The 23,069-nt window shown below is 61.9% G+C and carries 25 protein-coding genes and 2 pseudogenes; 14 read left to right on the forward strand and 13 right to left on the reverse strand.

The annotated features are described in order from the left end of the window. Nucleotides 1-2 precede the first annotated feature (2 nt). From HDC32_RS29430 to HDC32_RS29450, 5 genes are read left to right on the forward strand one after another with little or no spacing between them, the layout of a single operon-like run. Nucleotides 3-1,991 carry a heme lyase CcmF/NrfE family subunit gene (locus HDC32_RS29430; protein ID WP_184746420.1) on the forward strand — a complete coding sequence of 663 codons (1,989 nt, stop codon included), beginning with the start codon at nucleotides 3-5 and terminating at the stop codon, nucleotides 1,989-1,991. Then, complete coding sequence (locus HDC32_RS29435; protein ID WP_184746422.1) at nucleotides 1,988-2,524, forward strand: DsbE family thiol:disulfide interchange protein; 537 nt, start codon at nucleotides 1,988-1,990, stop codon at nucleotides 2,522-2,524. Before HDC32_RS29430 ends, HDC32_RS29435 begins: the two co-directional genes overlap by 4 nt. Next, nucleotides 2,521-2,994, forward strand: a complete 474-nt coding sequence (locus tag HDC32_RS29440; protein ID WP_053130594.1) for a cytochrome c-type biogenesis protein — start codon at nucleotides 2,521-2,523, stop codon at nucleotides 2,992-2,994. The genes HDC32_RS29435 and HDC32_RS29440 overlap by 4 nt, the downstream gene beginning before the upstream one ends. Further along, nucleotides 2,987-4,171, forward strand: a complete 1,185-nt coding sequence (ccmI, locus tag HDC32_RS29445) for a c-type cytochrome biogenesis protein CcmI (RefSeq protein ID WP_184746424.1) — start codon at nucleotides 2,987-2,989, stop codon at nucleotides 4,169-4,171. The genes HDC32_RS29440 and ccmI overlap by 8 nt, the downstream gene beginning before the upstream one ends. 15 nt (nucleotides 4,172-4,186) lie before the next feature. After that, the gene (locus tag HDC32_RS29450) at nucleotides 4,187-4,582 is read left to right on the forward strand and encodes a hypothetical protein (protein WP_131699487.1); all 396 of its coding nucleotides are present in this window, start codon (nucleotides 4,187-4,189) and stop codon (nucleotides 4,580-4,582) included. A gap of 174 nt (nucleotides 4,583-4,756) precedes the next feature. On the opposite strand, the gene HDC32_RS29455 is transcribed toward HDC32_RS29450, so the two are convergent. After that, a complete protein-coding gene (locus HDC32_RS29455) occupies nucleotides 4,757-4,993 on the reverse strand; it encodes a DUF6124 family protein (protein WP_184746462.1) in 237 nt (78 codons plus the stop codon). 78 nt (nucleotides 4,994-5,071) lie between these two features. On the opposite strand from HDC32_RS29455, the gene HDC32_RS29460 reads away from it, so the two are divergent. The 4 genes and pseudogenes from HDC32_RS29460 (at nucleotide 5,072) to HDC32_RS29475 (ending at nucleotide 7,907) form a co-directional block, all read left to right on the forward strand. Continuing rightward, nucleotides 5,072-5,200 carry a histidine phosphatase family protein gene (locus HDC32_RS29460; protein WP_237683152.1) on the forward strand — a complete coding sequence of 43 codons (129 nt, stop codon included), beginning with the start codon at nucleotides 5,072-5,074 and terminating at the stop codon, nucleotides 5,198-5,200. 83 nt (nucleotides 5,201-5,283) lie between these two features. Next, nucleotides 5,284-5,454 (forward strand): annotated as a pseudogene (locus HDC32_RS32165) (alpha-D-ribose 1-methylphosphonate 5-triphosphate diphosphatase); the annotation flags it as partial. Beyond that, the gene (gene phnN, locus HDC32_RS29470; protein ID WP_131699485.1) at nucleotides 5,454-6,026 is read left to right on the forward strand and encodes a phosphonate metabolism protein/1,5-bisphosphokinase (PRPP-forming) PhnN; all 573 of its coding nucleotides are present in this window, start codon (nucleotides 5,454-5,456) and stop codon (nucleotides 6,024-6,026) included. The pseudogene HDC32_RS32165 and the gene phnN, both read left to right, overlap by 1 nt. Before the next feature lie 387 nt (nucleotides 6,027-6,413). Further along, a complete protein-coding gene (locus HDC32_RS29475; RefSeq protein WP_184746426.1) occupies nucleotides 6,414-7,907 on the forward strand; it encodes a M10 family metallopeptidase C-terminal domain-containing protein in 1,494 nt (497 codons plus the stop codon). Here HDC32_RS29475 and HDC32_RS29480 read toward each other — a convergent pair. Further along, nucleotides 7,897-8,778: a LysR family transcriptional regulator gene (locus HDC32_RS29480; protein WP_131699483.1), complete on the reverse strand. Its 882-nt coding sequence runs from the start codon at nucleotides 8,776-8,778 to the stop codon at nucleotides 7,897-7,899. The two genes, HDC32_RS29475 and HDC32_RS29480, sit on opposite strands and share 11 nt — an antisense overlap. Before the next feature lie 196 nt (nucleotides 8,779-8,974). On the opposite strand from HDC32_RS29480, the gene HDC32_RS29485 reads away from it, so the two are divergent. Next, nucleotides 8,975-9,163: a type II toxin-antitoxin system HicA family toxin gene (locus HDC32_RS29485; protein ID WP_065901605.1), complete on the forward strand. Its 189-nt coding sequence runs from the start codon at nucleotides 8,975-8,977 to the stop codon at nucleotides 9,161-9,163. Nucleotides 9,164-9,174: 11 nt separating this feature from the next. Continuing rightward, nucleotides 9,175-9,579 (forward strand): type II toxin-antitoxin system HicB family antitoxin, encoded by a 405-nt coding sequence (locus HDC32_RS29490; protein ID WP_131699482.1) that lies wholly within the window; start codon nucleotides 9,175-9,177, stop codon nucleotides 9,577-9,579. Nucleotides 9,580-9,585: 6 nt separating this feature from the next. On the opposite strand, the gene HDC32_RS29495 is transcribed toward HDC32_RS29490, so the two are convergent. After that, nucleotides 9,586-10,782 carry an MFS transporter gene (locus HDC32_RS29495; protein ID WP_184746428.1) on the reverse strand — a complete coding sequence of 399 codons (1,197 nt, stop codon included), beginning with the start codon at nucleotides 10,780-10,782 and terminating at the stop codon, nucleotides 9,586-9,588. Nucleotides 10,783-10,958: 176 nt separating this feature from the next. Between HDC32_RS29495 and HDC32_RS29500 the strand changes: the two genes are divergently transcribed. Next, nucleotides 10,959-11,573 (forward strand): DUF5666 domain-containing protein, encoded by a 615-nt coding sequence (locus HDC32_RS29500; RefSeq protein WP_131699480.1) that lies wholly within the window; start codon nucleotides 10,959-10,961, stop codon nucleotides 11,571-11,573. A gap of 78 nt (nucleotides 11,574-11,651) precedes the next feature. Here the strand turns inward: HDC32_RS29500 and HDC32_RS29505 are convergent, their stop codons facing one another. The 8 genes and pseudogenes from HDC32_RS29505 to gcl form a co-directional block, all read right to left on the reverse strand. Continuing rightward, nucleotides 11,652-12,656 (reverse strand): sulfate ABC transporter substrate-binding protein, encoded by a 1,005-nt coding sequence (locus tag HDC32_RS29505; RefSeq protein ID WP_145338038.1) that lies wholly within the window; start codon nucleotides 12,654-12,656, stop codon nucleotides 11,652-11,654. A gap of 96 nt (nucleotides 12,657-12,752) precedes the next feature. Continuing rightward, nucleotides 12,753-13,577 (reverse strand): ion transporter, encoded by an 825-nt coding sequence (locus HDC32_RS29510; RefSeq protein WP_115488098.1) that lies wholly within the window; start codon nucleotides 13,575-13,577, stop codon nucleotides 12,753-12,755. 31 nt (nucleotides 13,578-13,608) lie between these two features. After that, on the reverse strand, nucleotides 13,609-14,484 hold the full coding sequence (locus HDC32_RS29515) for an urea transporter (protein ID WP_145338036.1): 876 nt from the start codon (nucleotides 14,482-14,484) through the stop codon (nucleotides 13,609-13,611). Nucleotides 14,485-14,703: 219 nt separating this feature from the next. Next, a pseudogene (locus HDC32_RS32170) lies at nucleotides 14,704-14,901 on the reverse strand (pyruvate kinase); the annotation flags it as partial. Beyond that, complete coding sequence (locus HDC32_RS29525; protein ID WP_167656189.1) at nucleotides 14,891-16,171, reverse strand: glycerate kinase; 1,281 nt, start codon at nucleotides 16,169-16,171, stop codon at nucleotides 14,891-14,893. The gene HDC32_RS29525 and the pseudogene HDC32_RS32170, both read right to left, overlap by 11 nt. 55 nt (nucleotides 16,172-16,226) lie before the next feature. Next, complete coding sequence (locus HDC32_RS29530; RefSeq protein WP_145338033.1) at nucleotides 16,227-17,117, reverse strand: 2-hydroxy-3-oxopropionate reductase; 891 nt, start codon at nucleotides 17,115-17,117, stop codon at nucleotides 16,227-16,229. A 29-nt stretch (nucleotides 17,118-17,146) separates the two neighbouring features. Then, nucleotides 17,147-17,929: a hydroxypyruvate isomerase gene (gene hyi, locus HDC32_RS29535; RefSeq protein ID WP_167656188.1), complete on the reverse strand. Its 783-nt coding sequence runs from the start codon at nucleotides 17,927-17,929 to the stop codon at nucleotides 17,147-17,149. Between the two features lie 10 nt (nucleotides 17,930-17,939). After that, a complete protein-coding gene (gcl, locus tag HDC32_RS29540) occupies nucleotides 17,940-19,715 on the reverse strand; it encodes a glyoxylate carboligase (protein ID WP_184746430.1) in 1,776 nt (591 codons plus the stop codon). Between the two features lie 256 nt (nucleotides 19,716-19,971). On the opposite strand from gcl, the gene HDC32_RS29545 reads away from it, so the two are divergent. Then, nucleotides 19,972-20,412, forward strand: a complete 441-nt coding sequence (locus HDC32_RS29545) for a heme-binding protein (RefSeq protein WP_131699473.1) — start codon at nucleotides 19,972-19,974, stop codon at nucleotides 20,410-20,412. Nucleotides 20,413-20,531: 119 nt separating this feature from the next. On the opposite strand, the gene HDC32_RS29550 is transcribed toward HDC32_RS29545, so the two are convergent. Beyond that, nucleotides 20,532-21,137: a TetR/AcrR family transcriptional regulator gene (locus HDC32_RS29550; protein ID WP_131699472.1), complete on the reverse strand. Its 606-nt coding sequence runs from the start codon at nucleotides 21,135-21,137 to the stop codon at nucleotides 20,532-20,534. 291 nt (nucleotides 21,138-21,428) lie between these two features. On the opposite strand from HDC32_RS29550, the gene HDC32_RS29555 reads away from it, so the two are divergent. Continuing rightward, nucleotides 21,429-22,343: a DUF808 domain-containing protein gene (locus tag HDC32_RS29555; protein ID WP_145338027.1), complete on the forward strand. Its 915-nt coding sequence runs from the start codon at nucleotides 21,429-21,431 to the stop codon at nucleotides 22,341-22,343. A gap of 71 nt (nucleotides 22,344-22,414) precedes the next feature. On the opposite strand, the gene HDC32_RS29560 is transcribed toward HDC32_RS29555, so the two are convergent. Then, nucleotides 22,415-22,924, reverse strand: a complete 510-nt coding sequence (locus tag HDC32_RS29560) for a hypothetical protein (RefSeq protein ID WP_184746432.1) — start codon at nucleotides 22,922-22,924, stop codon at nucleotides 22,415-22,417. Nucleotides 22,925-23,069: the final 145 nt, after the last annotated feature.

Consider the following 23,069-nt stretch of genomic DNA (forward strand, 5'->3'; position numbering starts at 1 on the left):
CCATGACGTCCGCACTGTTTATTCCGGAGCTGGGCCAGTTGGCGATGATCCTCGCCCTGTGCTTTGCCATCGTCCAGGCCGTGGTGCCATTGCTCGGCGCCTGGCGTGGTGACCGTCTGTGGATGAGCCTGGCGCAGCCGGCCGCCTGGGGCCAGTGTGCGTTCCTGGTGTTCGCGTTTGGCTGCCTGACCTACGCCTTTATGACCGACGACTTTTCCGTCGCCTATGTGGCCAATAACTCCAACAGCGCCTTGCCTTGGTACTACAAGTTCAGCGCGGTGTGGGGCGCCCACGAAGGCTCGCTGCTGTTGTGGGCGTTGATCCTCGGCGGCTGGACCTTCGCGGTGTCGGTGTTTTCGCGCCAGTTGCCGCAAGTCATGCTCGCCCGGGTGCTGGCGGTGATGGGCATGATCAGCATCGGCTTCCTGCTGTTCCTGATCATGACCTCCAACCCGTTCACCCGCATCCTGCCGCAGATCCCGGCGAACGGTCACGACCTCAACCCGCTGCTGCAAGACATCGGCCTGATCGTGCACCCGCCGATGCTCTACATGGGCTATGTCGGTTTCTCCGTGGCCTTTGCCTTCGCCATCGCCGCCTTGCTCGGCGGGCGCCTTGATGCGGCGTGGGCGCGCTGGTCGCGGCCTTGGACCATCGTCGCCTGGGCCTTCCTCGGCATCGGCATCACCCTCGGTTCGTGGTGGGCCTACTACGAACTCGGCTGGGGCGGCTGGTGGTTCTGGGACCCGGTGGAAAACGCCTCGTTCATGCCATGGCTGGTGGGTACCGCACTGATTCACTCGTTGGCCGTCACCGAAAAACGCGGCGTGTTCAAGAGCTGGACCGTGTTGCTGGCCATCGCGGCATTTTCCCTCAGCCTGCTCGGCACCTTCCTCGTGCGTTCGGGCGTGTTGACCTCGGTGCATGCCTTCGCCTCCGACCCGGAGCGCGGCGTGTTCATCCTGATCTTCCTGCTGTTTGTGGTCGGCGGCTCCCTCACCCTGTTCGCCCTGCGCGCGCCGGTGGTCAAGAGCCAGGTCGGCTTCAACCTGTGGTCGCGGGAAACCCTGCTGCTGGGCAATAACCTGGTGTTGGTGGTGGCCGCGTCGATGATCCTGCTCGGCACCTTGTACCCCTTGGTGCTGGATGCCCTGAGCGGCGCCAAACTGTCCGTCGGCCCGCCGTACTTCAACGCGTTGTTTATCCCGTTGATGGGCCTGTTGATGGTGGTGATGGCGGTCGGCATGCTGGTGCGCTGGAAGGACACCCCGATCAAATGGCTGGTCGGCATGTTGATGCCGGTTCTGCTCGGCAGCGTGGCCCTGGCCGTGGTCGCCGGCATTGCCTATGGCGACTTCAACTGGGCGGTGCTCGCCACCTTCCTGCTCGCCGCCTGGGTGTTGCTGGCCGGTGTGCGTGACATCTTCGACAAGACCCGCCACAAAGGCCTGGTCAAAGGCCTGCCGACCCTGACCCGCAGCTACTGGGGCATGCAGATCGCCCACATCGGCATCGCCGTGTGCGCCCTCGGCGTGGTGCTGTCCAGCCAGAACAGTGCCGAGCGCGACCTGCGCCTGGCGCCGGGCGAGTCCATGGACCTGGCCGGTTACCACTTCATCTTCGACGGCGCCAAGCACTTCGAAGGGCCGAACTTCACGTCAGACAAAGGCACCGTGCGCGTAGTCCGTAACGGTAAAGAGATCGCCGTGCTGCACCCGGAAAAACGCCTGTACACCGTACAAAGCTCGATGATGACCGAAGCCGGCATCGATGCCGGTTTCACCCGTGACCTCTATGTGGCCTTGGGTGAGCCCCTGGGCGATGGCGCCTGGGCCGTGCGCGTGCATGTGAAACCGTTCGTGCGCTGGATCTGGTTCGGTGGTTTGCTCACCGGCTTTGGTGGTTTGCTCGCGGCGCTGGACCGCAGGTATAGGGTCAAGGTCAAGAGCCGGGTGCGTGAAGCGCTGGGCATGCAAGGAGCGGCGGTATGAAGCGTTGGTTGATGGTGTTGCCGCTGGCATTGTTCCTGGTGGTAGCGGTGTTTCTGTATCGCGGCTTGTACCTGGATCCGGCCGAACTGCCCTCGGCGATGATCGGCAAGCCGTTCCCCGCGTTCAGCCTGCCGACCGTGCAGGGTGACAAGACCCTGACCCAGGCCGACCTGCTCGGCAAACCGGCGCTGGTCAACGTGTGGGGCACCTGGTGCATCTCCTGCCGCGTCGAGCACCCGGTGCTGAACAAGCTGGCCGAGAAGGGCGTGGTGATCTACGGCATCAACTATAAGGACGACAATGCAGCGGCCTTGAAGTGGCTGGCGGAGTTCCACAACCCGTATCAGCTGGATATTCGTGATGAAGACGGCAACCTCGGTTTGAACCTCGGCGTGTACGGCGCCCCGGAAACCTTCTTTATCGACGCCCAAGGTGTGATCCGCGACAAATACGTCGGGGTGATCGACGAAGTGGTGTGGCGCGAGCAACTGGCCGCCAAGTACCAGGCGCTGGTCGGCGAGGCCAAGCCATGAAGCGCCTGTTAGCCGCTGCCGTCCTGGCGCTGGGCTTAGCCGGGGTGGCCCACGCCGCCATCGACACTTACGAATTTGCCAAGGACGGTGACCGCGAGCGTTTCCGCGAACTGACCAAGGAACTGCGCTGCCCCAAGTGCCAGAACCAGGACATCGCCGACTCCAACGCGCCCATCGCCGCCGACCTGCGCAAAGAAATCTTCCGCATGCTGGGGGAGGGCAAGGACAACCAGCAGATCATCGACTTCATGGTCGACCGCTACGGTGATTTCGTGCGCTACAAACCGGCCCTCACCGGCAAGACCGCGCTGCTCTGGTTCGGCCCCGCCGGGCTGCTGCTGGCCGGCGTGGTCGTCATGGCCGTGATCGTCCGCCGTCGCCGCGCCGCGCCTACCGATGGTTCCGACGCGCTATCCCCCGAAGAGCGCCAACGCCTCGACCAATTGCTGGACACCAAGACTGATGATTGATTTCTGGCTCGCAGCCGGCTTGCTGCTTCTGATTGCCCTGAGTTTCCTGTTGATTCCTGTGTTGCGCGGCCGCCGTGCCCAGCGTGAAGAGGATCGCACCGCGCTGAACGTGGCGCTTTACCAAGAACGTGTGGCCGAGCTGCAAGTGCAGCAGGACGAAGGCGTGCTCAACGCCGCCCAGCTCGACACCGGCCGCGCCGAAGCCGCCCGCGAGCTGCTGGCCGACACCGAAGGCGTGGAAAAACCCCGCGAATCACGCCTGGGCAAACCGCTGCCGTTGCTCGCCGCCGTCCTCGTCCCGGTGCTTGGTCTTGGCCTGTATATGCACTTCGGCGCCAGCGACAAGGTTGAACTGACCCGCGAATTTTCCCAGCCGCCGGTGTCCATGGAAGACATGACCCAGCGCCTGGAACGCGCCGCCGCCGCCCAACCGGACTCGGCGGAAGGTTTGTACTTCCTCGGACGCGCCTATATGGCCCAGGATCGTTCCGCCGATGCCGCCAAGGTCTTCGAACGCACCGTGGCTTTGGCCGGGCGTCAGCCGGAACTGCTGGGGCAATGGGCCCAGGCGCAGTACTTTGCCGACAATAAACAGTGGTCGCCCAAGGTCCAGGCGCTGACCGACGAAGCCTTGAAGCTCGACCCGAACGAAGTCACCAGTCTCGGCCTGCTCGGTATCGCCGCCTTCGAAGGCCAGCGTTATCAAGAGGCAATCGACTACTGGAGCCGCTTGCTGGCGCAACTGCCACCGCAAGACAATTCCCGCGTGGCGCTGCAAGGCGGCATCGACCGTGCCGCCGAGAAGCTCAAGGAAAGCGGCGGCACCGTCGCGCAAAAGGCGGTGATGAAAGTCCGCGTGGACCTGTCCGCCGAGGTCAAGGCCAAGGCCCTGCCAACCGACAGCGTATTCATCTTCGCCCGCGCGGTAAAAGGCCCGCCGGCCCCCTTGGCGGCCAAGCGCGTCACCGTTGCCGAGTTGCCCGTCACCGTCGAACTCGGCGATGCCGACGCGATGATGCCGCAGTTGAAACTGTCCAACTTCCCCGAAGTCCAACTGGTTGCGCGCATATCCCGGGCCGGTCAACCGACCACTGGCGAGTGGATCGGCCGCAGCCAACCCTTGGCCAGCACCACCACTGCACTGCAGCAGCTGACCATCGACAGTCCGGACCAGTAATTCGAGGAAACGCCTATGACCGCATTTGCACGCATCACCCTGCTCAGCCTGGTATTGGGCCTGAGCGCCTGTGCGGTCCACCGCCCACCTCCCGCGCCGACCGGCCCGACCATTCCGCCGTCAGGCCCATCCACCCAGCCAAGCACCACGCCTTCGGGCCCGGTGACCCCGCCGCCGAAGCCACTGCCGACCAAATCGCCGACCTTCGCCCCACCACCGGGCGCGGCCAGCCACTGGGACGGCAAGATGCAGGTGTACGTGCTGGACGACCAGCCCGACACCTTCTACCGCCAGCGCACCTACTACCGCTGGAGCAACGGCTGGAGCCGCTCCATCAGCCCCAACGGGCCCTGGGAAGACACCGACGTGCAGGGCGTGCCGCCGGGGTTGAGCAAGCAGTACGCGCAATGACAAAAGGCGACCTTCGGGTCGCCTTTTTCATGCCTGTGAACCCCATTCTTCTAAACACTGGAGGGCAAATGTGGGAGGGGCTTGCCCCCGATAGCGGTGTTTCAGTTAATGAATGTCTGACTGACATACCTCTATCGGGAGCAAGCCCCCTCCCACAGGAGATCTCCTCAGCCATCAAGCCACAGGGCACTCCCGCTCCAGTGCCGCACCCACTAAAAACTGCGCAATCTCAACCATCTGCACCACCGCCAGCACCTGCTTGCGGCTTGAATCATCCAAGTGCTCGGCTAAGCCCTCCCACGCATAGGTCGCCATAACGCGAACACAATAATGCCGCTGGCGCGGCACTGTGCGCCATTCTAATCCAGGCGACCAAGCCTGATCGTTGATTTGATTGATCACGCGGAGCATGGGAACGATCATTATGCGATAGTCGGCAATATCATCAGGACCAGCTTAACTTCCCACCCTTCAACAAGACGGACCCTCATGAACCTCTACGTCATACGCCACGGCGAAACGTGGATCAACGCGGAACACCGCTACCTCGGCGCACTCGACCCGGAACTGACCGAGCGGGGCAGGGAACAGGCTGTCTCGCCCTTTGAAACGCACTGAATCACCGCCACAGGTGACTTTCAAAAAACCTCACCAACCCGTCAGGGTTGAGCAAGCACTACGCCTAGCAAATATTGGAGCGGCACTTCGGTAATGTGGCCGCCGCAGGCCTGGCTGCCGAGGGATTGCTGGATATACTTTCCAGTGCGGGGAAAATCGCCATTGGCCTGCGTGCCGACCTGGTCCAAGCCAGGAGCCGCGAAGGGCTTCCTGTGGTGCAACACGTCTGGCGACAAGTGAAGAGGGTGTTTTGATGGTGGGCAGGTTGATCTATCTCATCGGGCCATCGGGTTCGGGCAAGGACAGCCTGCTGGAGGCTGCACGCCCGCGGTTGGCCGAGCGCGGTTGCCGGATTGTGCGCCGCGTGATCACGCGCTCGGCGGAAGCGGTGGGCGAGGCGGCCCAGGGCGTAAGCCCGGAGCAATTCGCCGTGATGCAGGCCGAGGGCGCGTTTGCCCTCAGCTGGCACGCCAACGGGTTGTCTTACGGCATCCCTGAGGTCATCGACGAATGGCTGGCCACGGGGGAAGACGTGCTGGTCAACGGCTCACGCGCACACCTGGCGCAGACCCGCGAGCGCTACCCGGAGGTGTTGGTGCTGTTGCTGACGGTGGATCAAGCCGTCTTGCGCCAGCGCTTAATAGCGCGGGGCCGTGAGTCTTTGGCGGATATCGAGGCGCGCCTGGCGCGCAATGCGCGGTTTACCCAAGAGCTGATCGCCGGCAATGGCGCCGGGTTGTTCGTGTTGGATAACTCCGGCCCACTGGAACACACGGTCGAACGCTTGCTGTGTTGCCTGAGCCAGGGGCACTCGGTATGCGCCTGAGCCTGCTCGGCACCGATGACGCGCGGTGACCTGCGCTTTAGCATAAGGTCATGTCAAGCGGCGAGATTCTGACATGCTGAGAACTCGTCGGAAAAGGTTAAGTGCATGTATCTGGGAGCGGGCGGATTTTGCGTAGCCGAATGAGGACAGTTTTGTAGGATTTCGTTTTTTTCCTGATAATCCAATAAGTTTTTTTACGCGAAAGTGTGTGTTCAGTTGTTTAAATTGAAAGTGTTTTATTGCGTCTCTTAGCGCATGTTGCGCCACGTTAGAATGTTTCAGTGCGAACTAAATCAGTGCTGTTCCGAGGGTTTTCTGCATGGGAGGTTACTGCCCCGATGCTGATTGATTCGGCTCATTCACTCACTCTCAAGAGCGCACTGTCCCATGATTAACTCTGAACGTTATCCGCTAAGCTTCTCGCTTGAAAATTTACCACCTTCCGATCCCGGCCCCTTCGGTGTGGGCGCCAGTCGCAAACCCACCTTCACGACGGAGCAGGCCGGAAAGCACATCACCCGCGACAACCTGCACTTCCACGACCGTAATAGCGACAAGCGGATCGACCTCTCCTATACGGTAGACCCGACGTTCAGCGCCGCGCAGCAACGCCGTGTGCGCCAGGCGGCGCAATCCTGGGAGGACGTGGCCAACATCAGTTTCAAGGAGCGGGCCGCCGGCGCCGACGGCACGGTACATATCAAAAACAACCCGCGCGGTGACCGTGGCGTCGCCACCTCACCCACGCGCTCCACTGCCAGCACCACGGCCACGGTTGGCACCCTGCGAGAAAGTAGTTCGCCTGCGTTAGGCAGCCACTTTTCAGTGACCGCCGTGCATGAAATCGGCCACGCCATCGGCCTGCAGCATCCGGGCAACTACAACGGCGGCGGTTCTGATTACAACAGTGGCGCCGTGTATGCCGGTGATACAAAGGCACGCAGTGTGATGAGTTACTGGTCGGAGAAAAACCAGGCCGGCCACGACTTTCGGAATTCGAACCCTTCTGCCCCGATGATGGACGACATCGCTGCGGTTCAGCGGCTATATGGGGCCAATCACCAAACCCGCAACACCGACACGACCTACGGCTTCAATTCCAATACCGACCGCGAAGCCATGACCCTCACCAGCGCCAGCGATAAACCCATCTTTTGCGTCTGGGATGGCGGCGGTGACGATACCCTGGATTTTTCCGGGTTTTCCCAAAACCAGAACATCAATTTGAAGGCCGAATCGTTTTCTGATGTAGGCGGTTTGAAGGGCAATGTTTCGATCGCCAAAGGCGTTACAGTTGAAAACGCCATCGGCGGTTCCGGACGGGATGTGCTGACCGGCAATGACGCCGACAACCGGCTCAAGGGCGGGGCGGGGGCTGACACGTTGCGCGGTGGTGGTGGTGCAGACACGTTTACCTACGATAAGGCCAGTGACTCCACCTCGCAGCAGCCGGACCTTATTGAGGACTTCACCAGCGGCACCGATAAGCTCGACGTCGCGGGTGTCTTGAAAGAAGCAGGTATCGGCGCCCTGGTGTTTACTGATCGCTTCAGTGGCCGGGCAGGCGAGGCTGTGCTCAAACACGACGCCGCCACCGGTCGCTCCAGCCTGGAGATTGACCTGAAGGGCCGCGGCAATACCGATTTCATGGTCAAGAGCGTCGGCCAGATCAAACCCGGGGACGTGCTGTGGCAAGGGCAAAAGCCGCAGGTCAGGCCGCTGCCTGCCCCGACGCCACCTTCACCGTTACCTGCACCTGCGCCCTTACCGTCACCTTCACCGCCTGAGTCGAAAACCGATGCCCTTTCGGCATTGAACGAGGTAATCGTCAAGATATTATCGACATTGCTGCAGATACTGCAGCGCGTCGTCAAGCCTTGATCAGCGCCTGCACATACTCCACAAATGCCCGCGCCTTGGCACTGGCCATACGCCCGGTGGGGAATACCGCCCATAGATCCCTGGGCGGCAATTCCCAGTCGGTCAGTACCGTCTTGACCTCGCCGCTGGCCAGCTCCGGCGCGAACATCCAGGAGGACGACAGGGTGAGCCCCAGATGACTCAGCACGGCGGCGCGCACCCCTTCTGCTGCGGTGACATGCACACGGCCATGGGCGACGACGGGGTATTGGCTGCCGCCTTGGCTGAAGCGCCAGTGTGAGCCTTCAGCGCGGGTATAGATGATTGCCTGGTGTTGCATCAGGTCGGCGGGGGTGGCGGGTTCGCCGAAGCGTGCGAAGTAGGCCGGGGTGCCGAGGATGACGCAGGGCGATTCGCCAATCTTGCGCGCCGTAAGGCTTGAGTCATTCAGGTTGCCCATGCGCAGGGCGACGTCGATGCCTTCCTCCACCAGGTTGAGGCTGCGGTCATCGAGCACCACGTCCACGTTCATCCCCGGATATTGCGCCAGGAACGGCCCCAGGTGCGGAATGATGTGCAGGCGTGCGAAGGTCACCGGCGCGCTGATCCGCAGGTTCCCCGAGAGCCCGGAGCCTGCACCGCGCGCAGCCTCGTCGGCCGCGTTGGCTTCATCAATGGCGCGCTTGGCTTTATCGAAAAACGCCAGCCCTGCCTCGGTTGGCGTCAGACCCCTTGTCGAACGCATCACCAAGCGTACCGCCAGGCGTGCCTCCAATTGCGCGACGCTCTTGGACACGGCCGGTTGGCCGATGCCCAGGCGCTTGGCCGCGGCAGAGAACGAGCCGGTCTCGACAACGTGGACGAAGGTTTCCATGGCGGTGAGACGGTCCATCGGGTGTTCCTTGCTGGATTGGGCGCATCGCGATGCAGCGCGGCGTACCAGCCTAAGGGTAATGCCCATGGGGTGTCATCCGGTTGGCGGTTTTCAACATGGGGCAAAACACCCGTCAGTCAGGCTGACCCAATCTGTGCTTGAGTAAAGATAACTCTAGGGTTACTTTTATTCGGGCCAAGCCAAGGAGGCTGGGGTGCAGAGCAGGCTATTGATCAAGGAGCTGCAAGAGGCGGGTTGGGTGCTGGATCGGGTCACGGGCAGTCATCATATTTTTACCCACCGCTATAACCCGTACACGATCCCGGTGCCGCATCCGAAGAAGGATCTGCCCTTGGGCACCGTCAGAAGCATCAGGAAACGCGCCGGGCTGTTTCAGTTTTAAGGAGAGCATTCATGCAATACCCAATCTGTATCGAATGGGGCGATGACTTCACCGCCACCGGTATCCAGATCCCCGATATTCCAGGCGCAGCCACTGCCGGGGACAGTTTCGAAGAGGCGTACAACGCCGCTGTGGAAGTCGCGCACATCCTGCTGCAGGAGATCGCCGCGGAGGGTGGGATGATTCCGATGCCAACATCGGTGGCCAATCATCACACCCACGAAGACTATGTCGGGATGGGCTGGGGCATGCTGGAGCTGGACATCTCGCCCTATCTGGGCAAGACCGAGAAGGTCAATGTGACCTTGCCCGGTTATGTCATCCAGCGCATCGATCGCTATGTGCGCGAGCACAAGGTCAAAAGCCGCTCGTCATTTCTGGCGGATGCGGCTTTGGAGAAGTTGGTGCGTTCTTAAGGGCAATCAGGCTGTGGCGACGGCTCGCCGGCGCGAGGCGCTCAGGAACCGCAACAACGCCACCAGCGGAAACGCGCTGCCCACCAGCATCACACCCAGCCAGCCGCCGTGTTCGTACACGCTGCTGGCAATCGCCGAGCCGAAGGCACCGCCGATGAAGATGCTGGTCATGTAAAGCGCGTTCAAACGGCTGCGGCTGTTGGCGTCAAGGGCGTAGATGGCGCGTTGACCGAGGACCATGTTCATCTGCACGCAGAAGTCCAGGACCACGCCGGTCACCGCCAGACCGATCACGCTGTACAGCGGGTGTACAAAGGCCGGCAGGAAGCTCAACACTGCAAACACCATGGCCAGCAGCGACGCGCGGTGGGTGTGGCCGGCATCGGCCAGGCGCCCGGCGATGGGGGCGGCAATGGCGCCGATGGCACCGACCAGGGCGAAGATCGCGATCTGGGTCTGGCTCAGGCCGTGGTTGCGCACCAGTTCCAGCGGGGCGGCGGTCCAGAACAGGCTGAACGTGGCGAACATGCAGCCTTGGTAAAACGCGCGTTGGCGCAGCAGCGGTTGTTCACGCAGCAGGGTGCCCAGGGAGCGCAGCAGTTGGCCATAACTGGCACTGTGATCCGGTTGGCGCTTGGGGATGGTCAGCATCAGCACCACGCTGATCAGCGCCATCAACGCGGCTGCGGCCATGAACATCGCGCGCCAGCCAAAATGGTCAGCCACGACGCTGGACACTGGCCGTGCCAGCAGGATGCCCAGCAGCAGGCCGCCCATGATGCTGCCGACCACCCGACCCCGAGACTCGGCGGGCGCCAGGTGTGCGGCCAGCGGGATCAGGATCTGGACCGACACCGAACTGAAACCGATCAGCAACGACACCAGCAGGAACAGGTTCGGTTGTTCGGTAAAGGCCGCGCCCAACAGGCTGGCAATTGCCACCACGGTCGTGATGATCATCAACTTGCGGTTTTCCAGCAGGTCACCCAGGGGAACCAGGAAAAACAGGCCGAGGGCATAGCCGATCTGCGTCAGCGACACGATCAGGCTGGCCATCGCGGGGGTGAGGCCGACGTCCGGTGCGATCAGTTCGATGATCGGCTGGGCGTAGTAGATGTTGGCGACGATGGCGCCGCAGCAAAACGCAAACAGCATCACCATGCTCCGGGTCATGGTGCTTGTAGCGTGGGAAGTAGCGTTCATGGTGTTCTCATAAAAGCGAGGGAAAGTGAGGCGAGCCTAAAGACAACACGGTAGCCCGGGTAGGCCGCCGGCAGTGATAACACTCATGCCCGGTAATGATGAGTGAATCGTTAATTTTCTGCGCGAACGGCAATGATACAGTCAGTCCCAATTGCCGAAACAGGAAATCCATTGCAATGAAGATCACGTTGAACAAGATGCTCCTGGCTTCCACCCTTGCCGCCGCGATGGCGGTGGGGCTGGCGAATGCGGCCGAGGCGCCGCGCGTCGGTGTGCGTGGCGCCATCACGGCAGTCGACGGCGACGCCCTGCACGTCAAGGTCAACAGCGGTGAAGAAGTCACCGTGCACCTGACCCAAGCGACCCAGGTGCGCGCCGTCACCCTGGCCAAGATCGATGAAATCAAACCTGGCAGCTACATCGGCTCGGCCGCCATGCCCAACGCCGACGGCACCCTGACGGCGCTGGAAGTGCATGTGTTCCCACCGGCCATGGCCGGCACCGGCGACGGGCATCGGGCGTTTGACCTGAAGGAAGGCAGCAGCATGACCAACGGCACTGTCGGCGACCTGGTGGTCAGCAAAGGGCGGACGTTGACCGTGAAATACAAAGGCGGCGAACAGAAGATCGTGGTGCCGGAGGATGTGCCGATCGTCAACCTGGAACCGGGGGACCGCAGCTTGCTCAAGCCGGGGGTGAAGGTGGTGTTGTTTGCGGCGCAGGGGGCGGATGGGAAAATCACTGCCCAAGCTATCTCAGCCGGCAAGGATGGCGTGACGCCGCCGATGTAACTGCAAAACACAGATCCAAATGTGGGAGGGGGCTTGCCCCCTCCCACATGTTGACCGAGTTTATTCAGTCAGGTCGGGTTACTGGCCGCTGTAGATCTGGTCGAAAACGCCACCATCATTGAAGTGGGTTTTCTGCACGGTGCGCCAGTCACCAAAGGTCTTCTCTACCGACAGGAAGTCGACTTTCGGGAAGCGGTCGGTGTACTTGGCCAGCACCTTCGGATCACGTGGGCGCAGGTAGTTATTGGCGGCGATTTCCTGGCCTTCCGGCGACCACAGGTACTTCAGGTAGTCTTCAGCCGCCACGCGGGTGCCTTTCTTCTCGACCACTTTATCCACCACCGACACCGGCGGCTCGGCTTCGGCGGAGACGCTTGGGTAGACCACTTCGAACTGGTCACGGCCGAATTCCCGCGCGATCATTTCCGCTTCGTTCTCGAAGGTCACCAGCACATCGCCGATCTGGTTGGTCATGAACGTGGTGGTGGCGGCACGGCCACCGGTGTCCAGCACTGGCGCCTGTTTGAACAGCTTGCCGACAAAGGCCTTGGCCTTCTCTTCATCGCCGCCGTTTTTGAGCACATAACCCCAGGCCGACAGGTAGGTGTAGCGGCCGTTACCCGAGGTTTTCGGGTTGGGCACGATTACTTGCACGCCATCTTTCAACAGGTCCGGCCAGTCTTTCAGGGCTTTCGGGTTGCCCTTGCGCACGATGAACACAGTGGCCGAGGTGAACGGCGCGCTGTTGTTCGGCAGGCGGCTGACCCAGTTGTCCGGCACCAGTTTGCCGTTGTCGACCAGGGCGTTGATGTCGGTGGCCATGTTCATGGTAATCACGTCAGCCGGCAGGCCGTCGATTACCGAGCGCGCTTGTTTGCTGGAACCGCCGAAGGACATCTGCAGGGTCAGCTTGTCATTCGGGTGCTCGGCTTCCCAGTGCTTCTGGAAGGCGGTGTTGTAGTCCTTGTAGAAATCGCGCATCACGTCGTAGGAGACGTTGAGCAGAGTGACCGGGGCGGCCTGGACGACGCCCGCCAGGGCAAGGCCGGCGGCCAGGAGAGAGGCGCTTACGAGTTTTTTCACTGCTCATTCCTTGTTGTTCCGGAGAAGAGGGGAGGCACATTGCCAGCGACTATAGCCGGGAGCACTTAGTCGCTTAAAGATTAAAAAGAACTTTGCTTATTCCACTTTCTTAAAAAGGGCGCTGCCACAGCGCGAACAGAATGCCGCGTTGGGCTCATGGCTGTTTTTCCTGCACACCGGGCAGTCGTGTTGCAGTTGTTCACCGCGCATGGCACTGGCCAGCTCGGCAGTAAAAATACCCGTGGGCACGGCGATGATCGAGTAACCGGTGATCATCACCAGCGACGAAATCACCTGGCCCAACGGCGTCTTGGGCACGATATCGCCAAAGCCCACGGTCGTCAGCGTCACGATCGCCCAATAGATGCCCTTGGGGATACTGGTGAAGCCGTGCTCCGGGCCTTCGATCACATACATCAAGGTGCCGAACACCGTCACCAGGGTGCACACGCTGACCAGGAACACCACGATCTTCTGCTTGCTGCCGCGCAGCGCCGCCATCAGGTAGTTGGCCTGCTTGAGGTACGGGCTGAGCTTGAGCACGCGGAAAATCCGCAGCATCCGGATGATGCGGATGATCAGCAGGTACTGCGCGTCGCTGTAATACAGCGCAAGGATGCCGGGCACGATGGCAAGCAAATCCACCAGCCCGTAAAAGCTGAAGGCGTAGCGCAACGGCTTGGGCGAGCAGTACAGGCGCAACCCGTACTCGATCAGGAAGATCAGCGTGAAGCCCCATTCAATGTAGGCCAGCACATCGGCGTAGTTCTGGTGGACCTGGTCGATGCTGTCGAGCATCACGATCACCAGACTGGCGAGGATGATCAACAGCAGGATGCCGTCAAAGCGCCGCCCGGCGACGGTGTCGCTTTGAAAAACCATGACGTAGAGCCGCTGACGCCAGTCGTTATTGCTGTCCATAAAACCCGCCTGAATCGAATATCGAGCAAGCCTAGGGGGATTCGAAGGGGCTGTCCATGCGGGGTTTCCTGAGTATTCGGCCGCCGGCACGTACCAGCCAGCAGGCGAGGATAAACGGCGCGGTGAGTGCGGGCAGGTGCAGGGCGGCAAAGCCCGGTGTGAGGACGATCGCCAGGAGGATGCCGAGCAGCGGCAGCCACGGTTGGTGCCGTGCCTGGCTCAGCGCCAGGGCCGCGAGAGCCGGGTTGTAGCTGTGCAGGCCGAGGAGGGCGGCGGTGGTTTCGTCCAGCAACAGGGCGATCAGTACGCCGCTGCTGGCGCCGATCACGGCCCAGACCGCGGCGCGCCGGTTCGCCAGCCACAGGCCGAGGGCAATCAGCGCGCCTGCCAGCGGCTGGTCCAGCAGCATGATTTGCGCCAGGCCGGTGAACGGCGCGCCGAGCGCGGCCAGGGTATCGGCCTCGCTCAGGGCCAAGGTACTGTGCGGAACGCTGCCCAACAGCAGCCAACCCAGGCCGACAAAGGGCGCGGTGTAGGCGGGCAGGTCGTCGGGCTGCGTAGCGTGTTTCAACCACTGCCGCGTGAGGATCGCGCTCAAGCCGCCGCACGCGAGGATCAGCGGCGGCAACAACGCTGACCAGGCGAAATGCTGGCTGATCAACAGGCCCAGCAATACGCCGTTATAGCTATACAGCCCGGCCTGCCGCTCGGCCTTGGGATAGTCGCGACGCTGGGCCGTGAGCAACCCCGCGACGCCACCCAGCAACGCTCCGCCAAACAAGGCCGGAGCGCCGATCAGGATCGCCAACAGGCACAGCAGGCCGCACAGCGGATGGCGTTGCAGGAAGATCTGGCTGAAGCCGTTGAGCAGGGCTTCGGCCCAGTCGGGGCAGGTTGGGTTGTGCATGATGGGTATTCAGTGGGACCGAGTTGGGCCCATCGGGGGCAAGCCCTCCCACACTTGATTGGGTTCACATAGTTAGATGTGTGAATGCCGTCCAATGTGGGAGGGGGCTTACCCCCGATGGGGCCTCTACAGGCGCTGGATCAGCGTCTCTATACGCAAGGAGTTGGTCGGCCCCGGCTGCCCGCGCTGCCCGCGCTGCGCCATGCCCTGGGCCTGGGCAATCTCCAGCGCTGTGGAGCACACCTCATCCACCTGGCGAATCCGTTGGTAGCGCCGGGCGTGATCGGCATGGTCAACGTAGCTGAAGTTGAGGCGGAAGATATTCACCCCGGCGTGCACCCGCTCGCGGATGTCGTCGATACCGTTGGTGGCCGGGCCGAGGGTGGCGAGGATCTTGACCTTCCTGTCAGGCGTCATGGTGGGCAGTCTCAAGGATCAGGATGGCACGCAAGTCGTTGACATTGGTGCGGGTCGGCTCGGTAACGATCAAGCCGTCGAGGGCGGCGAAGTAGCCATAACCGTTGTTGTTATCCAGCTCGTCGCTGGCCGACAGGCCCAGGGCTTCGGCTCGCGCATAGCTGCACGGGGTCATGATCGCGCCGGCGTTGTCTTCGGAACCGTCGATGCCGTCTGTGTCACCGGCCAGGGCGTACACGCCGGGCAGGCCTTTGAGGCTGTCGGTCAGGCTCAGCAGGAATTCGGCGTTGCGTCCGCCACGGCCGGCGCCGCGCACGGTGACGGTGGTTTCACCGCCCGAGAGGATCACGCACGGCGCCGCCAGCGGCTGGCCGTGCTGCACGATTTGCCGCGCGATGCCGGCGTGTACTTTGGCCACCTCCCGCGCTTCGCCTTCCAGGTCGCCGAGGATCAGCGGGCTGAAACCGGCCTGGCGCGCTTTCACCGCCACCGCTTCCAGCGATTGTTGCGGGCGCGCGATCAGCTGGAAGTAGCTGCGGGCGAGCACCGGGTCGCCGGGCTTGACGGTTTCCGAGGCCGGATTCTGCAACCAGCTGCGCACGGCGGCCGGTGCGTCGATGCCGTAGCGCTTGAGGATCGCCAGCGCCTGTTGCGAGGTGCTCGGGTCGCCGACCGTGGGGCCGGAGGCGATGACCGTGGCCTGGTCGCCCGGCACATCGGAAATCGCGTAGGTGTAGACCATTGCCGGCCAGGCGGCCTTGGCCAGCCGACCGCCCTTGATCGCCGAGAGGTGCTTGCGCACGCAATTCATCTCGCCAATGGTGGCGCCGGAGGTGAGCAGGGCTTTGTTGATGGCCTGCTTGTCGGCCAGGCTGATGCCTTCGGCGGGCAGCGCCAGCAAGGCGGAACCGCCGCCGGAGAGCAGGAAAATAACCCGGTCGTCTTCGCCGAGGTTGCTGATCAGTTCCAGCACGCGCTTGGCCACTGCAAGGCCGGCGGCATCGGGCACCGGGTGGGCGGCTTCGACCACTTCGATTTTCTGGCACGGCGCGCCATGGCCGTAGCGGGTCACCACCAGGCCCGAGACGTCGCCCTGCCAGCAGTTCTCGACGACCAGCGCCATGGCGGCCGCCGCCTTGCCGGCGCCGATCACGATCACACGGCCGCTACGGTCCGCCGGCAGGTAGGGTTCAAGGACGTGCCGGGGGTGGGCGGCGTCGATGGCTGTGGCAAACAGCTCGCGAAGCAGGTGTTGCGGATCGACCGACATAAGCGGGCTCCCGGGGGATTTTTGTTATTAGAGGTGCAGCCATTTCAACGGGGGGTTATTTATCGCGAATCGAGAAGTTCGCCATATGCTCCAGCCCCTTGATCAACGCCGAGTGGTCCCAATTCCCGCCGCCAATCGCCGCGCACGTGCTGAACACCTGCTGGGTGCCGGCGGTGTTCGGCAGGTTGATTCCCAGTTCCCTGGCACCGGCCAGGGCCAGGTTCAGGTCCTTCTGGTGCAGGTTGATGCGAAAGCCCGGATCGAAGGTGCCCTTGATCATGCGTTCGCCATGCACTTCGAGGATCTTCGATGAGGCAAAGCCGCCCATCAGCGCTTCACGCACCTTGGCCGGGTCGGCGCCGTTCCTGGAGGCAAACAGCAGCGCTTCGGCCACTGCCTGGATATTCAGCGCGACGATGATCTGGTTGGCCACTTTGGCGGTCTGGCCGTCGCCATTGCCGCCCACCAGGGTGATGTTCTTGCCCATGCTCTGGAACAGCGGCAGGGCGCGCTCGAAGGTCTGCGGCTCGCCACCGACCATGATGCTCAAGGTGCCGGCCTTGGCGCCGACTTCACCGCCGGACACCGGTGCATCAAGGTACTGCGCGCCGGTTTCATTGATCCTGGCGGCAAACGCTTTCGTGGCGGTGGGCGAGATCGAACTCATGTCGATCACCACCTTGTGCGGCGACAGGCCCGCGGCCACGCCGTCGGCGCGGAACAGCACGTCGTCGACCTGCGGGGTATCGGGGACCATGACGATAATGAACTCGGCTTCCTGGGCGACTTGCTGCGGGTTGGCCAAGGCCACTGCGCCGGCGCTGATCAGCTCGGCCGGCGCCTTGCCGTGGTGCTCGGAAAGAAACAGTTGATGCCCGGCTTTCTGCAGGTTCGCGGCCATGGGTTGGCCCATGATGCCGGTGCCGATAAATCCGATTTTAGCCATGATGAATGCCTCTTCTTATGTGGTGTTTGTCAGATGGCATTGTGGGTTTTAAGCCAGCCCAAACCCGCTTCGGTAGTGGTCAACGGCTTGTACTCACAGCCGACCCAGCCCGCGTACCCGATGCGGTCCAGATGTTCGAACAGGAAGCGGTAGTTGATCTCCCCCGTTCCCGGCTCATTGCGCCCAGGGTTGTCCGCCAGCTGGATGTGGTTGATCTCCCCCAGGTGCGCGGCCATGGTTCGGGCCAGGTCGCCTTCCATGATTTGCATGTGGTAGATGTCGTACTGCAGGAACAGGTTGTCACTGCCCACCTGCTCGCGAATCGACAGGGCTTGCGCTGTGTTGTTCAGGTAGAAGCCAGGGATATCGCGGGTGTTGATCGCCTCCATCACCAGCTTGATGCCCGCCGCTTGCAGCTTGTCGGCGGCGTACTTGAGGTTGGCGACAAAAGTCTTTTCCACGGTTTCATCATCCACACCCTGGGGCCGAATCCCCGCCAGGCAGTTGATCTGGGTATTGCCCAGTACCTGGGCGTAGGCGATAGCCAACGTGACCCCGGCGCGAAATTCCTCGACCCGGTCCGGGTGGCACGCCAGGCCGCGTTCGCCCTTGGCCCAGTCACCGGCCGGCAGGTTGAACAGCACCTGGGTCAGGCCGTGAGCGTCGAGCTGGGCTTTGATGTCAGCCGAGCTGAATTCGTAGGGGAACAGGTACTCGACACCCTGGAAGCCGGCATCGGCTGCGGCCTTGAAGCGGGCGAGAAAGTCCTGCTCGGTAAACAGCATGGACAGGTTGGCGGCAAAGCGCGGCATAGGGCTCTCCTTAATCGAGCAGGGAAATGGCAGTCGGCGCATCGTTGCCGACCAGGGCCAGGTCTTCGAATTCGTTGACGGCGTTGATCTCGGTGCCCATGGAAATATTGGTCACGCGCTCCAGAATGATCTCGACGATCACCGGCACCTTGAACTCCTCGATCATTTGTTCGGCCTTGCGCAACGCTGGCGCGATCTGTCCCGGTTCGAACACGCGCAGGGCCTTGCAACCCAGGCCTTCGGCGACCGCGACGTGGTCGACGCCATACCCGTTCAGCTCCGGCGCGTGGAGGTTGTCGAAAGACAACTGCACGCAGTAGTCCATTTCAAACCCGCGCTGGGCCTGGCGGATCAGCCCCAGGTAGGAGTTGTTCACCACCACGTGGATGTACGGCAGCTTGAATTGCGCGCCCACAGCCAGCTCTTCGATCATGAACTGGAAGTCATAGTCGCCGGACAGCGCCACCACCTTGCGGCTCGGGTCGGCCTTGACCACGCCCAGCGCCGCCGGAATGGTCCAGCCCAACGGGCCGGCCTGGCCGCAGTTGATCCAGTGGCGTGGCTTGTACACATGCAGGAACTGCGCGCCGGCAATCTGCGAGAGGCCGATGGTGCTGACGTAGCAGGTGTCTTTGCCGAACACCTGGTTCATTTCTTCGTAGACCCGTTGCGGCTTGACCGGCACGTGGTCGAAGTGGGTCTTGCGGTGCAGGGTCGCCTTGCGCTGCTGGCAGTCATGCAGCCAAGCGCTGCGGTCCTTGAGCTTGCCGGCGGCTTTCCACTCGCGGGCTACTTCGATAAACATCGTCAGCGCGGAGCCCGCGTCGGACACGATGCCCAGGTCCGGGGTGAACACGCGGCCAATTTGCGTCGGTTCGATGTCGACGTGAATGAATTTACGCCCTTCGGTATACACCTCCACTGAACCGGTATGGCGGTTGGCCCAGCGGTTACCGATCCCCAGCACCACGTCGGACTTGAGCATCGTCGCGTTGCCGTAGCGGTGGGAGGTTTGCAGGCCGACCATGCCCACCATCTGCGGGTGATCATCGGGAATGGTGCCCCAGCCCATCAGCGTCGGGATCACCGGGATGCCGGTCAATTCGGCGAACTCCACCAGCAGCTCGCTGGCGTCGGCGTTGATCACACCGCCACCGCTCACCAGCAACGGGCGTTCAGCCTGATCCAGCAGCGCCAGTGCCTTTTCGACCTGGATGCGCGTGGCCAGTGGCTTGGCCAGTGGCAGCGGCTGGTAGGCGTCGATGTCGAATTCGATCTCGGCCATCTGCACGTCGAACGGCAGGTCGATCAGTACCGGGCCAGGGCGGCCGGAGCGCATTTCATAGAAGGCTTTCTGGAAGGCGTATGGCACTTGGCCCGGCTCGAGCACGGTGGTCGCCCACTTGGTCACCGGCTTGACGATGCTGGTGATGTCCACGGCCTGGAAGTCTTCCTTGTGCATGCGGGCCCGTGGCGCCTGGCCGGTGATGCACAGGATCGGGATCGAATCGGCCGAGGCGCTGTAGAGGCCGGTGACCATGTCGGTGCCCGCCGGGCCCGAGGTGCCGATGCACACGCCGATATTGCCGGCCTTGGTGCGGGTGTACCCCTCGGCCATGTGCGAGGCGCCTTCAACGTGGCGAGCAAGGACGTGATCGATGCCACCCACCTTCTGCAAGGCCGAATACAGCGGGTTGATCGCAGCGCCTGGGATACCGAAGGCGGTGTCCACGCCTTCACGGCGCATGACGAGGACGGCGGCTTCGATTGCTCTCATTTTGCTCATGATTTTGGTGCCTCTTGCGTTTTGTAATTGTATACAAGTGGTGTCTGTCCAAAGTGTATTCACGGCGGGCGGCGCAGGTCAATCCATTTTATTGATTGGTCTTTGCGTTCGTCGGAATGGCTTTTTTCGACGTGTGGAGCCTTTTTTTGAAAATATTGTATACAAAAACAAATATTATTGTGTTCTATTTGTTTGGTTGAGCATCTGATCAAACAGACCTCCACCGCTTTCCCAATAACAAAAGAAGGACGGCACCATGAGCGCTTTAACCTTGAAGATTGCCACCCAACTGGCCAGCCAGGCCCTCAGCGCCGGCCGCACCCTTTCGGCCGCGCCGCTGACCATCGCGGTCCTCGACAGCGGCGGCCACTTGATCACCCTGCAGCGCGAAGACGGTGCCAGCCTGCTGCGCCCGCAAATCGCCATCGGCAAGGCCTGGGGCGCGATTGCGCTGGGCAAGGGCTCGCGCTTGCTGGCGCTGGATGCGCAGCAACGGCCGGCGTTTATCGCGGCGTTAAATAGCCTGGGGCAGGGCAGCGTAGTGCCGGCACCCGGTGGGGTGTTGATTCGGGATCAGGCCGGGGTGGTGCTGGGGGCGATCGGGATCAGCGGGGATACGTCGGATATTGATGAGCAGTGTGCGATCACGGCGATCGAGGGGGTGGGGTTGATGGCGGATGCGGGGGTGTCAGCTTAAGTCGTGTGTGACTGTAAGGGCCTCATCGGGAGCAAGCCCCCTCCCACACTGTTGGCTGTGTTCGCAGTTCAAAATGTGGGAGGGGGCTTGCCCCCGATTGGCACAGGCCCCTCGGTGTGTCAGTCGGGCTCACAGCCCTTGAGCACCAGCCGAATAATCGTCTGCGCCGCCGCTTCATAATCGGCCTCATCCAGCTTGGCCTTACCGGTCACCGCCGAAATCTGCCAGTCGAAATCCGCATACGTCTGCGTCGCCGCCCAGATGCTGAACATCAGGTGGTTGGGGTCGATAGCCGCAATCAACCCGCGATCCACCCAGCTCTGGATGCAGTCGATATTGTGCTTGGCCTGGGCATTGAGTTGTTCGACCTGCTCGGCACTCAGGTGCGGTGCGCCATGCATGATTTCGCTGGCGAACACCTTGGAGGCGAAAGGCAGGTCGCGGGAGATGCGGATTTTCGAGCGGATGTAATTACTCAGCACCACCGAAGGCTCACCCTCGGGATTGAACGGCGTGGAAGCCACCAGGATCGGCTCGATAATGCTTTCGAGCACCTCGCGGTAGAGGTTGTCCTTGGACTTGAAGTAGTAATAGACGTTGGGCTTGGGCAGCCCGGCCTTGGCGGCGATGTCGCTGGTTTTGGTCGCGGCGAAGCCCTTGTCGGCAAACTCCTCGCTCGCCGCCCGCAGGATCTTTTCTTTGTTGCGCTCGCGAATGGTGCTCATAAAGTGCTCAGTCTCACAGATACTGTTTCTTTTTGACGGCGTCTGCTGCCGCCATTCTGCGTCGCCGCTCCTCCCCATAGCGAGCTATGAGTCATCGCGGCTCCTTGCCTGACGACAACAGCCATTCGCCAAAAGAGAAACGTATCTATGAAACTGAGCACGGGAGGTTTCCTTGCCAGGACAGGCGGTCGAGCATGGTAGCACCGGCCATCCGCGGGCCTCAACAATGTGCCCGCAAAGCCCTGCGCCGCGTTATGCTCCGCCCATCCCTCTCTTAAGGAAGCCCGATTCATGGCAGGAAGCAGCTTGTTGGTGTTGATCGACGATATCGCCGCAGTACTCGATGACGTTGCCCTGATGACAAAAGTGGCCGCGAAGAAGACCGCCGGGGTGCTCGGCGATGACCTCGCGCTAAATGCCCAGCAGGTTTCCGGCGTGCGTGCCGAGCGCGAAATTCCGGTGGTATGGGCCGTTGCCAAGGGTTCCTTCATCAACAAGTTGATCCTGGTGCCCACCGCGTTGTTGATCAGCGCCTTCGCCCCTTGGGCCGTGACACCGTTGTTGATGCTCGGTGGCGCGTATCTGTGCTTCGAAGGTTTCGAGAAACTCGCGCATAAGTTCCTGCACAGCAAGGCTGAAGTCCAGGCCGAACATACGCAGCTGGTTGAAGCGGTGGCCGACCCGGCCACTGATCTGGTGGCCTTTGAAAAGGACAAGATCAAAGGCGCGATCCGTACCGACTTCATTCTCTCCGCGGAAATCATCGCCATCACCCTCGGCACTGTGGCCGATGCGCCGTTGATGCAGCAAGTGATCGTCCTATCGGGCATTGCCGTCGTCATGACCATCGGCGTTTACGGGCTGGTGGCCGGCATCGTCAAGCTGGATGACCTGGGCCTGTGGCTCACCCAAAAGCCCGGCCAGGTGGCACGCAGTATCGGCGGCGGGATTCTGCGGACGGCGCCGTACATGATGAAGAGCCTGTCGGTGATTGGCACGGCGGCGATGTTCATGGTCGGTGGCGGCATCCTTACCCATGGCGTGCCGGTGGTGCATCATTGGGTGGAAACGGTGAGCCAGAGTGTCGGTGGGGTGGCGTGGCTGATGCCGACCCTGTTGAACGCGGGTGTGGGGATTGTCGCCGGGGCGGCGGTATTGGTTGTGGTGTCGGTGGTCGGTCGGTTATGGCGGACTGCGAGGGACTGACATTTCAGTCAGGCCACCGAGGTGTATTAGCGCAGCGAGCGTCGTCACGCCCGCTGCTTGCAGCCTGCCGATTACTGAGCGAAGGCTTTGTAGCCGTTCTGCGCGAAGTTAGAAAGCGTGTTTGCTTCCGAACCCTCCACGTAGTCATAGCTACTGTCAGAACTGGCGCCTAGCATCATTGGCCGGGTGTAAATCGCCCCTTCTATCTGGTTGTTATTTGGTGTCGACTCGGTGCCGCCCTTGGCGTCGGCGTATCGGAATACGCGCTCGGCATTTGCGGCCCGGTCGGCCCGAGTATCGTCCGATGCATTCACGTCGTCCCAGTCACCTGTCTGAGACTTGATCCCCGTCAGATTGTCATCCTTGAGCGCCTCGCGCGCGCTCGCAAAAAGCGGGGTGCTGGTGATGGCGTCGACGCTGCGATGATCGCCAGGTGCCCTGCCCGTATTGCCGGTAGGTGCACTGATAGAGTCGTGCCCCTGCCGGTCTATCGACGACTGGGGGCCTGACGGGCCGTTTGCCTGGGCGTATCCGGTATTGTATTGATTGGAGCCGCTAGGGCCGGGGCGGTCTACATTCATCAAGGTTTTCCGTTTTTAATGATTAGGCATCTGATTAGGGAACCCGTGGGTTCGCGCCTTAGGTGGTTTTATAAAAAGAAACGGTTCCCGGATATCTAGGAAATTTAGCGAGCTGCGTGTGGGGGAAATTACCGGTTTGCGTAAC

The sequence above is a fragment of the Pseudomonas sp. JAI120 genome (assembly GCF_014207255.1).
In the GTDB taxonomy this organism is placed as follows: domain Bacteria; phylum Pseudomonadota; class Gammaproteobacteria; order Pseudomonadales; family Pseudomonadaceae; genus Aquipseudomonas.